The sequence below is a fragment of the Paenibacillus sp. 01L418 genome, from assembly GCF_056400045.1.
The window spans coordinates 1-14,710 of sequence record NZ_JBFTSN010000134.1; the positions used below are offsets into that span (position 1 = coordinate 1).

At 46.3% G+C, this 14,710-nt stretch carries 9 protein-coding genes; all 9 read right to left on the bottom strand.

The genetic code is table 11. The features are described 5' to 3' along the window. Nucleotides 1-437: 437 nt before the first annotated feature. Nucleotides 438-2,624, bottom strand: coding sequence for a hypothetical protein (locus tag AC1DSE_RS17065; protein WP_477527943.1), 2,187 nt, complete (start codon nt 2,622-2,624; stop codon nt 438-440). 15 nt (nt 2,625-2,639) lie between these two features. Then, nucleotides 2,640-4,316 carry an extracellular solute-binding protein gene (locus AC1DSE_RS17070; RefSeq protein ID WP_477512634.1) on the bottom strand — a complete coding sequence of 559 codons (1,677 nt, stop codon included), beginning with the start codon at nt 4,314-4,316 and terminating at the stop codon, nt 2,640-2,642. Nucleotides 4,317-4,370: 54 nt separating this feature from the next. Continuing rightward, the gene (locus tag AC1DSE_RS17075) at nt 4,371-5,267 is read right to left on the bottom strand and encodes a carbohydrate ABC transporter permease (RefSeq protein WP_339204670.1); all 897 of its coding nucleotides are present in this window, start codon (nt 5,265-5,267) and stop codon (nt 4,371-4,373) included. A gap of 13 nt (nt 5,268-5,280) precedes the next feature. Beyond that, entirely contained in the window at nt 5,281-6,192 is a 912-nt protein-coding gene (locus AC1DSE_RS17080) for an ABC transporter permease (RefSeq protein ID WP_076268992.1), read from the bottom strand. A gap of 5 nt (nt 6,193-6,197) precedes the next feature. Continuing rightward, nucleotides 6,198-9,272 carry an alpha-mannosidase gene (locus tag AC1DSE_RS17085; protein WP_477512524.1) on the bottom strand — a complete coding sequence of 1,025 codons (3,075 nt, stop codon included), beginning with the start codon at nt 9,270-9,272 and terminating at the stop codon, nt 6,198-6,200. 255 nt (nt 9,273-9,527) lie between these two features. Continuing rightward, nucleotides 9,528-10,685 carry a GntR family transcriptional regulator gene (locus AC1DSE_RS17090; RefSeq protein WP_477512523.1) on the bottom strand — a complete coding sequence of 386 codons (1,158 nt, stop codon included), beginning with the start codon at nt 10,683-10,685 and terminating at the stop codon, nt 9,528-9,530. A 312-nt stretch (nt 10,686-10,997) separates the two neighbouring features. Further along, nucleotides 10,998-12,071: a LacI family DNA-binding transcriptional regulator gene (locus AC1DSE_RS17095; protein WP_339204673.1), complete on the bottom strand. Its 1,074-nt coding sequence runs from the start codon at nt 12,069-12,071 to the stop codon at nt 10,998-11,000. A 12-nt stretch (nt 12,072-12,083) separates the two neighbouring features. After that, nucleotides 12,084-13,373, bottom strand: coding sequence for an ABC transporter substrate-binding protein (locus tag AC1DSE_RS17100; RefSeq protein WP_477512522.1), 1,290 nt, complete (start codon nt 13,371-13,373; stop codon nt 12,084-12,086). Nucleotides 13,374-13,389: 16 nt separating this feature from the next. Further along, on the bottom strand, nt 13,390-14,710 hold a 1,321-nt coding region (locus tag AC1DSE_RS17105; RefSeq protein WP_477527944.1), incomplete at its 5' end, for a sensor histidine kinase.

Here is a 14,710-nt window from a genome sequence, read left to right on the forward strand (position 1 = left end):
CGTGCTTATTGCTCAATTTCCCACCTCGATCATACGCCGCAGCTACTCTATAAGCGCATATATGTGCTTACAGACAACAAACCTAGCTTTTTCTCTCGCTGTAAGAACATATACGTGCTTATTGCTCCATTTCCTACCCCGATCATACGCCGCAGCTACTCTATAAGCGCATATATGTGCTTACAGACAACAAACCTAGCCCTTTCTCTCGCTGTAAGAACATATATGTGCTTATTGCTCCATTTCCTACCTCGATCATACGCCAAGATTCGCTTGTCCACTATTTGCTTAAGCAAACATCAATAGACCAAAATAGAAAAATGGCGTCACAGGATTAAATCTCTGTGACGCCATTTTTTCAATATTCATATCCAGCTATCTCTCCAGTGAGTTCATCACTTTGGGACAGCCCCTTCAATCGTTTGTTTGTTATCGCATTACCATTCCACGCTTACTGCAATTCCTTCCGGAATGCCTGGATAGCGAAGAAGCACCGTTCCTGACTCTCCATCATACTCGTATGATGCCGCTTGATCACCAGCTGTGACGCTGCTAGGCTCACTTGGAACACGCAGGCGCGTACTAACCGTGATGTCCAGCGGTGACTCTGAAACAAAGGAAATTCCGTTTTCAGCCAACAGCTCCTCACGAATGCGTGACGAACTAACAAGAATACTTGTTTCTCCCAGCTGTTTATCCGAGTAGTTCAAATCAAACAACAAGCTGTCCTCGCCCGATTTGATTTCCACGGAATGTTTCACAGGCATGCTCGCTTCGAACAAATCAACGAACAATCCTTCCAGAATGATTGAATCATCCGCTTCCCTCTCATCCAGCACATGAGTAATGACATAAGGCCCCCGTCTAATATGCAGCGAGGTGCTTTCCTTATAATCAACCATTTCTCCGCGGATCTCGAGCGACCTTTTTACAGCACTCCGTATAAGAGCTGCACCCGCTTCAGAACGGGACAACTCCGCTGGATTCTCACGGTAAAATAAAACAGCACCGCTGCCTACCGTAAACTCTCCTTGCTCCGGGTTTCTACCTAAGCCAAGCGACTCGAATAAATGTTCTTCCGGACGCATGTAAGAGCGGCGGCTGTTCTCACGGTTCCACCATTCCCGTACTTCATGATAGGGGTCCGAGCCGTCACCGACATAGATGAGTATGCCGCCCTCCCTCACCCATTGTCCGATAGCTTGATGAATGCCCGGATGCTCCGGCTTCATAAATTCGTAGCTGAGCAGCAGCACCCGGTAATGATCCAAATACCCTGGGAAGGTCAAAATATTGTCCAGCTGTACCGGTCTTAGCGGAATGCCTACCTTCACGAGCGGAAGCGCGAGTCCGTAAAAGGACGACCAGTCAAGAAGCTCCTTCTGCTCTTCACTCAGCTCTTCAGCTGAACTCGTTCCGTCATATTTGGCGGCTTCGCCTTCCTGCTCGCCTTCACGGATAACGTCCCCGCGTTGATACATTGCAGAGTTGGATAAGCAAAGGCCAATGCCAGCTGTATAGGCGTCGTCTCCAGCAACCTCATCATGGTTATGCATGTCGCGCAGCACATTCATGACCGTCAGAAGCACGGTCGCATAGTCACCCGGGATCATTTCTTTTCCTTTCCCGTCCTCAGTCGGGTAGCTGCCCTCGAATACACGGCGCGGCCATGGGCATACCTCGTATTGCTTCACCTCAGGATGCAGCAGGGAAGCAACAACAGTAGAACGATAGTTTTTACGATAGTCGCTCCAGCTGTATCTAGGGTTATCCTCTATCGGATCGTGAAGGAACCACATTTCACGCCCCGTCCCACGAGTGAGCTCCTGCATAATTCCATATTCCAAATATGCCGTCTCGAAGGTTCGCTCTCTGCGCAGCCCCTTATAAACGTTCGGAGTACGAGCCGTTCCCGTCCAGATCTGAGCAATGAAACCGTCACAGCCARGCATCGACACGAGCAGCGCCTCAGGACTTATAATTCGCCACTGCGTGTAATTGATCAAGCTGTGAGTTGGGACATAGAAACGCACCGTTCTACCGTAGGTTACTAAGGAATATTCCTTCATTTGACTGCAAAGCCGGTCAAGCGCACGATAGTACATTGCCGCCTTCAGCTTGGATGCTCTATACTGAGCGTCCGGCGAGGAGTGGGGAGGAATCCAATCCTCCCCGTAATAATTCAGCCACTCCCGCTTGAACGCATCGGAATAACCAGATGCCGCCCAAAATTCCGGCTCCTCCAAATGAATCGCTTCTGCACCAGAGTCGATTGCCCGTTTAATATGAGAAGCCAAATATTCAGCGAAGGCAATGGTCGGAACCATATAAGGAACATCCTTGCCATGAAGCAGATGATTTCCGCTGCGGTCCATTTGAGCTTCATCCCAGTGCTCCCGTCCGTCGAATCGACCGTACAAGTAGTCCTGATACTCCCCCCAAGATACACCTGTCATCAAATGAATCTTATAGCCGGCATTTCTCCAGCCTTCGATCCGCTCAGGCAAATCATCAGATATTCCGTATACCATGACAAAATCGGTCCGCAAATCATACTTCGGGCCATACGGCCTTGATTCTTGAAAACCGGTCCACTCTGCTCGTTGTCCCAAACCCTTCGTCAAAGCGAGAAGCCTCCTTTAGTTTGCCATTCCAAACAAAGCAACTTCCTTGCCTTTCAAGTTGTCATTAGTAAACTGCATTGCTTCTTTATAGCCTGTTTTATTCATCTGACCGCGAAGATCATTAATGATTTTTAGTGCCGCTTCATCCGATTTCGCATAAATCGCTTCTTTCCAGACGTCGCCTATTTTGTCCATGGATGGCTTCAGCATTTCCCACTGAGGAGACTTAATCATAACGTCGCCAGGATTGTATGCCGAAATAACACTAATACCGTTAGGGCGTAAAATTTTACGCGCATTATCCATTGCTGCCAGACGATCCTGATCAGACCAGATGTCTCCAGCGCCAACGGAGTTGATGCGGTCTTGGCCAGACATGCTCTCAAGGCCAATGCCAATTCCTTCATTTTTCTTCATCTTGCCAGTTGTATCCGCTGAGAATTTATCAAACCATTCTTTTTTGGCTACAGGCTTGCCGTTTTCCATATCCCAATGTTCGCCTTGAATGCCGTAACGTACGAGAAGGAAACCTTCATCAGAAGCAAGATAGTCCAGCAAGCGAAGCGCTGCATCTACGTTTTTCGATTTTTTCGGAATAACGGTTACGTTGTTTCCTTGAATAGAAAGGTCAGCAGGACGGTCTGCAGCAGCGCCAGCACGCTCAAGCGGGCCAACTGGAATATAATCACTGCCTGGATGCGCTTTCACATAGTCCTTGGAAGCATCGAGAATCGCTGGATAGTGAGCAGCCAGCACTGCAATACGGCCTTGCTTGATTTTCTCATTCGCGATTGGATCAGTTTGCGTAAACGCTTCAAGATCAAGCAGACCTTCGGAGATCAGCTTGCGGTAATACAGCGTATAATCCTCGTATTGTTTCGAGAAGAAGCTGTTTTCCAGCGTTCCATCACCTTTATCTACATAACCAGAGCCATAGAACATCGTATTGCCGATACCGACAGCCCAGCCGTTATGGAAGCCTCCGAGAGGAATAACAGACATGCCATTTTCCTTCAGGTCAGCGTCCTTGATTTTTTTCAGGAAGCTGTAAAGCTCTTCCTTTGTACGTACGGATTGCGGGTCTACTCCAACCTTCTCAGCAATATCCTTGCGGACATAGAAGCCATAAAGCCAATCCATTGCATCCTCAGGTGTTGCAGGGTGGTTCTGGTAAAGCAAGAACTGCTTGCCGTCATACACATCAAAAGCTTTCTCATAAAGCGCTGGCGGAACATTGTCTTTCTGAATCGCTTTTGCTAGATTTGGATATTTGTCCAGCTTATCCGAAAGATCGACCAATTGGTCTTCCTTCGCTGCTTTTATAATTCCATCTAGCTCTCCGCCCCAAGCTGGACCTGTGTAAATATCAGGCATATCTTGAGTTGCAAAAATGGTGTTCACTTTCTCAACTTCACTGCCCTTTGTATATTCCCACTCGATCGTAATCCCCGTTTTTTCTTTAATAACCTTCTCGATCGCCGTCGTGTCTGTGTCGCTGCCGCTGGAGCCGTTCCAGTTGTGAAGAACTTTGAGTTTCACCTCTTTTTGCTCTGTACCGCTGTTAGTTGTGCCTGCGTTGTCCGAAGGCTTATTGACGGCGCCACCGTTGTTGTTGCTGCAGCCAAACAGCGTAACCGCCATCAGAGTTACTGCGAGAAACAACGAAGTGCTTTTTGCTCTTTTGTTCTTCATAAAAACCCTCCCGTGAACTGTAATGAAATATGATAAAGTCCCGAATGCGGACGATTATCCTTTGACCGAGCCAATCATAACGCCCTTGACGAAGTAACGCTGCAAAAACGGGTAAATACACAAGATCGGAAACACCGTGATAACGAGCAAAGCCATTCGAAGCGATTCCGGTGTTGCCCCAGCCACATTGACGCTGACGGTCTGACCGCCTTGCTGCGCCGCTCTCTGCATGGAGGATGATAGCGCTTCCGCTTCGGTCAGCAATTCTTGCAGCAGCGTTTGAACTGGTATCAGATTTTTATCCGACACATAATAGGCGCCTGTAAACCAGTCGTTCCAATGCGAAACCCCGATAAACAAAGCGATAGTCGCAAGAACTGGACCCGATAACGGTAGTATGATTTTAAGGAATATTTGAAAGTCACCGTAGCCGTCAATTCGTGCCGATTCCTCTAGCTCCTCCGGTATGCCTTGCAGGAACGTTCGAAGAATGACGATATGCATGAAATTGAATAACATCGGAATGACATATACCCAAAAACTGTTGATCAGATGCAGCTTCTGCAAAGTGATGAAATACGGAATGAATCCAGCGCTGAATATCGTTGGCAAAAAGATGTAATACGTAAAAAATGTTCTTCCTGGCAGCGTTTTTTTGGAAAGCGCATAAGCCATCAGCGTACAAAGCCCTACGTGCAGGAATGTGCCGAGCACCGTTCGAAGCAGCGTGATTTTGTAGGCCTGCCAAATGCGGGCATTATCAAAAACCTCTACGTAATTGTCCAGTGTAAATTTACGAGGGAAGAAATAAAGCGCACCCATCATCGAATCTTTTCCATCGTTGAGCGAGTAGACCAGAATGTAAATAAACGGGTAGATCATCGACAATCCGAACAATGTTAAGAAAATATAATTACAAATGCTAAATATAGAAAATCGGCTTTTCGCCATATCAAACCACTCCTTAAAACAGGGATACGTCGCTAACCTTGCGAGCAATTCGGTTGACAGTCACGATAAGAATGAGTGCAATGACACTCTGGAATAATCCTACAGCAGCCGCATAACTTAATCGGCCTTCACCTATACCGGAGCTGATAACATGCACATCGAGTACGCTGCCGATTGCGGCGGTAGCCGGACCGTTCAGCAGGAGCAGCTGCTCATAACCAGCGCTCATTAAGCTGCCGGCCGAGAGTATGAACAAAATAACGGCAATGTTGCGAATACCAGGAAGCGTTACATGCCACATTTGGCGAGTGCGCCCAGCGCCGTCGATCTTAGCCGCCTCGTAAAGCTGCTGGTCAATGCCGGCGATTGCTGCCATATAGATGATCGAGTTCCACCCGATGTTTTTCCAAATATCTGAGCCTACAACGATTTGATAAAACCATGTTGTATTGTTCAAGAACTGAATCGGTTCTACACCAAACACACCAAGCAATTCATTGATTGGACCTCCAGATGGAGTAAGAAGACGCTGCATCAGCGTAACAACGACAATCCATGAAACGAAATACGGTAAATAAGAAAGCGTTTGCACGGTTTTCTTAAATTTAATGTTGCGAACCTCGTTCAATAGAATTGCAAGACATATAGGCATTGCAAATCCGATAAGAAGCTTCATGAGACTGATGATAATCGTGTTGCGGATCAACTCGAATGACTGATAATAGGAGAAAAACTGCTGGAAGTATTTCAGTCCTGCCCAGGGGCTTCCAGTGAAGCCCCCAGAGAACATGAAATCACGAAATGCCACTTGTACGCCAAAAAGTGGGACGTAGGAAAAGAGGAAAAACCAGATGATGCCGGGCAGCATAAACAAATAAAATAGTTTGTGCCGCCAAATTCGTTTCCACAATACTGACTCTGTCATATGCTTTACCTCCTTGCCAAACGGATCGTTTTTATTTCAAATGGAGTAAAKGCCAGGTGGTATGCCCCTTCCTCCGCATGGATTCTATCGATGGGTGTTTCCATCAAATCAGTAAGCCAAGCATCCGCTTCGTTCATAGCTGCAATGAGTTTTGCCTTAAGATGTGTTCCTGCGGTTTCATATAAACGGATGATGAGATCATCTCCGTCCTCTGCCTGCTTCACCGTTTCAACCATTACATTGGAATGGTCAACGCTGAAAAATGATTTTGCTGCTGGCAAATGCTGTGCCTCGTCGCTTGCTGTCATGCTTACCGAACGCAGTGGTACGTTAAGCTCATATCCACGCTTATAAACCTCTGCCTGAACATGATCCCCTTTATGCGGGTACAAAGAATACGTAAACTGATGCTCTGCTTGATCGGCTTCTGGATCTGGATACGATGTACTGCGCAAAAGATTCAAATCCAGCACATTCTGCCAAGCACGATGTCCGTATTTGCAATCATTGAGAAGTGCGACGCCATAATCCGACTCCGAAAGATCGATCCATTGATGAGCGCAAATTTCATCCTTCGCATAATCCCACAGCGTATTGCGATGTGTAGGGCGTTTCAAGTAGCCGAACTGAATTTCACAGCTCGCACTGTCCGAACGAATATTGACAGGGAAGGATGTACGCAGCATCTTCGCTGATTCCTTCCAATCAACGTCCGTAACGAAATCGATACGGCGGCTTCCTTGAGTCAGGATGACCTTCTGCGTCATTGTTGATTGACCAAACCGATATACAAGCAGCAAGCCTACCGTTGGTCCATCTTGGAAAGCTGATGATTCAGATGGCTCAAGCGGTACTCCTCCCGAGAGGCGATAATCTTGTTTAATATCCCATGCATCGCCCTCATCATGATACAGGCTGAGTTCATTCGCCTTCTGGTCATGCGGGATGATTTCCCGGCCAAGCTCTTTATCAATGATGGATATAATCGTGAAGTCTTCAGCGAACGTAACCGATAACATATCATTTTCCATTATCCGATCGATAGCCGATGCCCTCATATCAGGAAAGAGGTTATTTGCCGCTGTTTTCTCTTGCGTCCGGGCAGCTGCAATTTCTGCTTCAGCTGCTGCCGTCTCAGCAAGCGCTAGTGAACCAGTTGCAACGGCATATCCCATAGCAGGAATACGAACCCGCTGCCATGCGCCATTGTTTTCAATCCATTCTTCCCGATCCCATGACAGGGAGTTAAAGATCACCTCAGAGCCTTTCTCAGCAGATACGGATTGTGCAACCGCTTCGTAAGCTTCGGAAATTAATTGCTCGACACGTTCCAGCAGTATTGCGTATCTCTCCAACGATTCATCATATACGCGTTTAATAGAGGAGCCTGGCAATATATCATGGAATTGATAGAGCAGCACTTCTTTCCATATCGTTTCCAGCTCCTGCGCAGGATAAGGTTTGCCCTTTGTTCTTTCAGCCAAGACAGCTGCATATTCAAGCTCGCGCAAAGCTTTCTCAAGCTTACGGTTATACCGTTTATTGCGCGCTTGGCTCGTCAGCGTTCCTTGATGGCGCTCCAGATAAAGCTCCCCGGACCACACTTGATAACGATCAGAGCCAACTGCAAGCTTCTCAAAAAATTGCGAAGAATGCTCTTGAACAACTGGGCTAAGGCCCAGTAAATTTTTCTCCCGCTGCAATCTCTCGAGATGCTCCTCGCCAGGACCGCCTCCGCCATCGCCGATTCCGAACAACATGAGACAATTCTCCGATACGTTTTTGTCCATGTATTCATTCTCTGCCTTCACAATAGAACGAGGTGCAGCCGGGCTGTTATACGTATCCTCAGGCGGCATATGAGTCAGGACACGCGAGCCGTCGATTCCTTCCCAGTGGAACGTATGGTGGGGATGACGGTTGTAAATGCTCCATGACAGCTTCTGCGTCATCATGTAATCAACGCCTGATTTTTTCAAAATTTGAGGCAAGCTCGCTGTGTATCCAAATACGTCCGGCATCCAAAGCGACTTCATCTCTTGACCAAACTCTGCTTGGAAATACCGTTTTCCGTAAAGGATTTGACGGATCAGGGCTTCTCCGCTAGGTACGTTTGTATCCGATTCAACCCACATCGCGCCTTGCAGCTCCCAGCGCCCTTCTTGCACACGCTCTTTGATGCTGGCATACAGCTTCGGATAATGAATTTTCATCCAATCATAAAGCTGTGGCTGGCTTGCTCCAAAGATGTAGTCAGGGTAACGTTCCATCATCCGCAGCACCGTTGAAAATGTGCGTGCTCCCTTACGGATGGTTTCACGGATAGGCCATAACCAAGCCAGATCCATATGCGCGTGGCCGACGGCACTAATAGTAAGCACTGGATCTCCGCCGCGTTTATCAAGCTGCTCACGCAGCAGTTTCGATGCCTTAGCCACTCTTTCTTCACTCAAAGATGTAAGGATATGAGAGACTTCATACAAAGACTGCAAAATGCGTGCTCTGCGTGCTGACCCTTCAGGCAAACGATCTGCCGTCTCCAGAAGTACCTCAGCGTCATAATAAAGCTGATGGATATTCTCGTGGCAGATTGCGATTTGGGCTTCCTTCAAAGTGCCACTGCGGAAGCGACCGAACAAATCATTGCAGCCTGCGTCGCCCCACAAATCAATTTCTTCATCTCCCTGCGCGCTTTCACTAATGTGTACAACACGTTTGCCAGGAAGGCCAAGGCTATAATCAAACTCAGAATTTATATTCGTTAAACCCTGAGTAGGTGTTCCCTCTTCATCTACTAAACAAAGCTCACCATTCACATCGATAAGAAGTACAATTTTGGTGCCCTTCGCTTCTTGCGGTACTTTTCCGCTAAAGTGAAACCAAGCGCAGTCCCAAAGATTTCCCCAGCGGTCTCCCGCAGCGAGTTCAATCTTCCTGCCTGACTCCCTATCCTCGTAAGAAACCGGCTCCTCAGTAACCCAAGCGGTTACTTTCAAATCCGTAAGCGGCTTGTAGATTTGTTCCTTCAACCGGTCCAACAGCGACTTCAACTGCTCCGTTCTCACTTTTTCGTATGGCATTTGTAGGTCTCCTTTATCATCCAGTTCTATATTTCATACAGGCTTTTTCCCATACATGCCTATCGACTTCAAAATGTTAGCGTTTTCAGATCGTACTCGCGAAACTATTCAAAACTTCGCTATATGACTTTGCAACCAAGCTTTATAAACATTCGTCTTATTCATAATATAATATATAGATTCAATATATTCAATATATAAATAAAAAAATCTTTTCCTTAGCGGAAAAGATTCTCAATTTTATCGCTTATTCAATTATTGAACTGGTCTTGGTCCAGTCGTTTGGCGGATAACCAGCTCAGGATTAAGCAGCGTTTTGCTATATCTATTGTTTGGGTCTACCCCATTCTCAATAATGTTGATCAGTGTGCTTGCTGCACGATAACCCATATCATGCTCAAACTGATTGATATGTGTAAACAAGCTGAACTCATCTACGATAGATGTCGGGTCATCGAAGCTGATAATAGACAAATCCTCAGGCACGCGAAGCCCCGCTTGCCTAGCCATTTGATAAATTCGAACAGCCAGCCTTCCGTTAAGCGTAATATACGCTGTAGCCATTCGGTTGCGAATATAGCGGTATAACGGATGCTTCTCCGCATCCTTAAGACTACCAACATTAAAATCGGTAATAATATGAGCCGGATTAATGAGTGCGCCTTTGTTTTTCAAAGCGTCCATATAACCTTCAATCCGCTCCTGTACCGTAACCGTTTGCAGCGGAGAATCTGAGCAAATCGCAATTTCCCGGTGCCCAAGCTCCCACATATATTCGACTGCAAGGCTTGTTCCAAGCCTTCCATCCGCAGCGATATAATTGGTTTCTACGCCAGGCAGGAAACGATCGATAAGTACAAAGGGGTAGCCATTGAACTTCATATTTAATATTTCTTCGTTATAATTCTCTTCATCTACGGGAAATACAAGCAAACCGTCCGTACCGAATTCCTTTAGCGTCTTAAACGCTTCTTTCTCTTTATCCACATCGCCCTCAGACAGCAAAATCATGCTTCGGTAGCCCTTTTCTCTTAGCGCCCTCTGCACTCCCTCAACTAAACGGATGGCAAAATAATCATAAATAGATGGCATAACGAGACCAATCATATGCGTTTTATTCTGGGTTGCCGCTCTTTCTAAACCAACTGTCGGCGTAGCCGGCACTGTCTCATCCACTTCTACCTGCCCATCATTGCTGACGAAGCTGCCCTTTCCCGGTACTCGGGAAATGATTCCATCGTTCGCAAGACCGACCATCGCATTCACTACAGTTATTTTACTGACGTTAAACAACTTCATAAGATCTTTTTCGGTCGGAATGCGGTCCCCCGCCTTCAAGCCTTCCGTAGCAATCAACTCACGGATATAATCCTGGATTTTCTGGTAAAGCGGCGTACGGACTGTTGAATTCATTTGCTATCACCAAGCTCCATATTAATATTTGTAATATATAATATAGGTTAGCCTCTTTTTAGGCAATACCCACATCTTTGTCGAATGAAGTAAATTACCCTTCTTTAGAACTAAGGAAGACGCTAATTTATAGCTTTTTTCCTATACATCGAGCGTTTTTAACCACTTTCCTTGTCGAATATCGCGAATTTTGTATATATAATATATACAATATATATTTATAATTGTATTCGAAATCGTTATCAATATGACAAATCATAAGCCATTCATCCATTTAAACTTCATTGTTCATACATCAACCTATGTCCTAAGTCATGCTTTCACCTGCGCCGTTGACTCTCGGTACAAGATCTCTCCAGCTACAAGCAGCTTCTCCATCGGCTCCTGCTTGTTCGTTATTCTGCTAATCAGCCTCTCTACCGCACGCTTGCCAAGCGCTTCCTTAGGCACATGCACCGTCGACAAAGAAGGTGTCATGCGATAGGAATCGTCAATGTTGTCATAGCCTGTAATGGACACCTCTTCCGGAACCGCAATACCTAGCTCCTTCATGGCATCAATCGCACCGATACCGATCATGTCATTTGCACATAGAAGCGCCGTTGGCATCGTTTTTGCCTTGAGCCTTTTGATTGCCCACTGTTTTATCGGCTCTTGAAACTGCTCATGCTCAAAACCTTCAACGGGAAGATAACAGTCATTGCTCATTTGGAACCTAGGCTCCACCAGAGCCTGCTCCTCCAGTACACTTCGGAACCCAAGAAACCGATCCTTAAAGCTCCTCGAATAATTCATATCCCCAATAAAGCACAGCTGCGTATGTCCTTTACCAATCAAATGTTTCGTCAAGCGATACATTGAATCATAATTGTTCGTAAACACCGTATCACTAGGAATCAACATATCCTCATGATCCACGAGCACCATTGGCAAGCCGATGCGATGCACCTCTAACAGCAGCGGAGTTGAAATTTCTCCCACGCCGATAAGCCCCAATATGCCATTCGGGTTCAAGAAATGAAGGAAATGATCGACGCTTTGCTCTGACACAATGACCATGCCATAACCATCTTCCTCCAATCGCGAAGCAATCCCATCGAGGATTCTTCCCCAATACAGCGACTCCTTCGTTTGGAAGCGAATATTTGGCATAAGAACAAGCACCGATTGTTTGTGGGCGGCAGGTGTTTTGGGAAGCTGCTCAAGCTTCATTGTTTTCACATAAGCATTCTTTTGCGTAAAATAACCCAGCTGCGATGCCGCTTGAATAACCCGCTCCTGTGTTGCCTCACTGACGCCGCCTTTGCCGGAGAGCGCCTTCGAGACAACAAACTTTGATACGCTTAAATAATCAGCAATTTGCTGCATGGTAACCTTGTTTGACATCGGTAGTCCACCTTAGCTTTCAGTAATGGTTCGCGCTTCTTTCCAGCGCCTATTGTATTCGGTAAACACCTTCTGCAAATCTGGAGAGGCAATCCACTCTTGAATATAATCGCCGGACCAAAATGCAATTTGAGCTGTATTCGCAATTTCAAGCAAGAGGTCGTCTGGCACTCTTCGCTCCAGAAATTCGATGTTGAACGATAGAAACTGTTGAAATTGCGGCAAGGAAGGCTGCTTATCCTCAATCACAGGCAAGAAGCCCGAATCATCAACATAACCAGATTCGTTTACAAAAAATTTGACCCACGCCTCGGCGAGCTCTTTATTCTCGCTAAATTTGCTTACACCCACAAACCAATCCGGGCTTAGCGGCGAGAAGCGCTTCTCGCTATTGTCGTAAGGGAATGGGAAAAAGCCGATATCTTCCGATTTCGCACCCGCTGCAATAACTTGATTGATGACCCAGTTACCCATTAAATACATGGCGGCTCTACCGTCAGCAAGCTCTTTTTTGGATGTTTCCCATTGATTCGTGAGCAATTGGTTTTCCACATACCCTTTTGATATTAATGTTTTGACGATGGAAATTGACTGTCCCCATGCATTATCAATAGTCCACGGCTCGTCCGTGTTGACCATATTATTTAAATAGTCGGCATTACCAGTCATATAGCTGACTAGATCCTCGCCCCAAGTCATAAGCGGCCACTGAGCGCCATAGTTCAGATAGACAGGCACAATGCCGGCTTTCTTCAGCTTCTCGCATGCTGCATAAAACTGCTCCAACGTCGTTGGGATTTGTGTAATGCCTGCCTTTTTGAAAGCTTGCTTATTATATACGATCCCTGTCGTGGAAGCGCCGGTAGCAATGCCAAAGCGTTGTCCAGCATAGGCTTTAAAGTCTGCAAAATGAATATGCTCGAACAAGCTATCGCTTAGCGGCTCAAAATAATCAGGCAAGTCTTCATTTTTAATATTGTTCGGAAGCAGCAGCACATCGCCTAAGCTGCGAGTGGATAAGCGCAGCATAATATCGCTGGCATAATTGGTTATGCCCTCAAACTTGACCGTTACGCCAGGATTCAGCTGTGCAAATTGATCGGCATATTTTTGAAACACGCCATTCTCCATCAGATCAACACGATTGGTCATTACGTTAATCGTCACATTTTGACCAACTTGTTCCTCTTTGCTAACGGGCTCCTTTTCCTTTTCGCTGTTGCCTTGTGCCTTCTGGCATCCCGTCAAGCCTATGCTGGACAAAAGAACAATAAGCAGCAGCATACAAATGTATTTGTTCATGCAGCGTCTCTCCTCATTATAGTGGAAACTGTAAAATAACCTCGGTGCCTTTCCCCCGTTCACTGGTCACCTTCAAGCCATATGCGTTTCCGTAGTGGAGCTTGATACGCTCGTTTACATTTTTCAAGCCGATTCCGCCTGATTTGCGCTTGACGACCGCTTCCTCCGATCCTGCAAGTGAACGGTTTAAGCGATCTAATGTATCCTCATCCATGCCAAGCCCATCATCTTTTATGCGAAGCAGCACACCATGCGGCGTACGCTCGCTGCTCATCACAATTCTCATCGAGGCCTTATTGTCATCCATGCCGTGATAAATCGCATTCTCGACAATGGGCTGCAGCACAAGCTTAATCATAGGATACTTCAGCATATCATCGGTTATATGCGTTTCTAAATGGAAGCGGTTCGGATAACGATAATTAAGCATTTCCACATAGTTGCGCATATGCAGAACCTCATTCTCCAGCGTTACTTCCTCATGCAAATCGCTTATGCTGTATCGCAGCAGCTTCCCGAGTATGGCAATCATGTCGGCTGCGATCTGATCGTCATTCAGCTCAGCCGCCATTCGGATCGATTCGAGCGTATTATACATGAAATGCGGATTGATCTGACTTTGCAGCGCGTGCAGCTCAGCTTCCTTCTTTTTTGTCTYCATCAAATAAATATCCTGAATGAGGTGATCAATTCGGACAATCATTCGGTTGAACTGATTGCCTAGCTGGCCTACCTCGTCCCGATATTTCACTTGAAACTGAACGTTAAAGTCACCCTCCTGCACGTTCTTCATCAATCGCATCATTTTGCGGAGCGGATTCGTTAGTGCAAAGGAAAACACAACAGAAATAAAAAGCGCGACGATAATCGTAATAATTGTAGCGATCCAGGTTACGTTGCGAATGACAACAGCATCTTTCGTCAGCTCACTGTCCGGAATGGAGGTCATTACCTTCCATTTCGTATTGGGCGAGGTCGTATAAATGTATAAACGATTAACACCGTCACGCTCAAAATAAAAGCTCCCCTTCGTGCCCTTTGCTTGGGCTACCGTAGGATCACTCATAATGTTTGTGGCCATTCGCTGCTTGTCGCTGTCATAAACGACATTGCCAAGCTCATCGATAATGACCGATTTTCCATTTGTCACCTTATCGAGCTCGCTCATTTGATCCTCAATGACGCTAATATTCGCATCCACCGCAATCATGCCGATAGGCTTAAGCGATTTATCAATCACCTTGCGAACGACGGTAAACGCATATTTGACGCTCTGCAAATTGCTCGTATATTTTTGCGTGCTGAACAGTCTCGCTTCACCGCCGGAAGTATTAATG

Excerpts from the sequence above, each read along its gene's own strand:
- AC1DSE_RS17070 (WP_477512634.1), bottom strand. The coding sequence starts at position 4,316 with ATGAAGAACAAAAGAGCAAAAAGCACTTCGTTGTTTCTCGCAGTAACT.
- AC1DSE_RS17095 (WP_339204673.1), bottom strand. The coding sequence starts at position 12,071 with ATGTCAAACAAGGTTACCATGCAGCAAATTGCTGATTATTTAAGCGTA.
- AC1DSE_RS17075 (WP_339204670.1), bottom strand. The coding sequence starts at position 5,267 with ATGGCGAAAAGCCGATTTTCTATATTTAGCATTTGTAATTATATTTTC.
- AC1DSE_RS17080 (WP_076268992.1), bottom strand. The coding sequence starts at position 6,192 with ATGACAGAGTCAGTATTGTGGAAACGAATTTGGCGGCACAAACTATTT.
- AC1DSE_RS17090 (WP_477512523.1), bottom strand. The coding sequence starts at position 10,685 with ATGAATTCAACAGTCCGTACGCCGCTTTACCAGAAAATCCAGGATTAT.
- AC1DSE_RS17100 (WP_477512522.1), bottom strand. The coding sequence starts at position 13,373 with ATGAACAAATACATTTGTATGCTGCTGCTTATTGTTCTTTTGTCCAGC.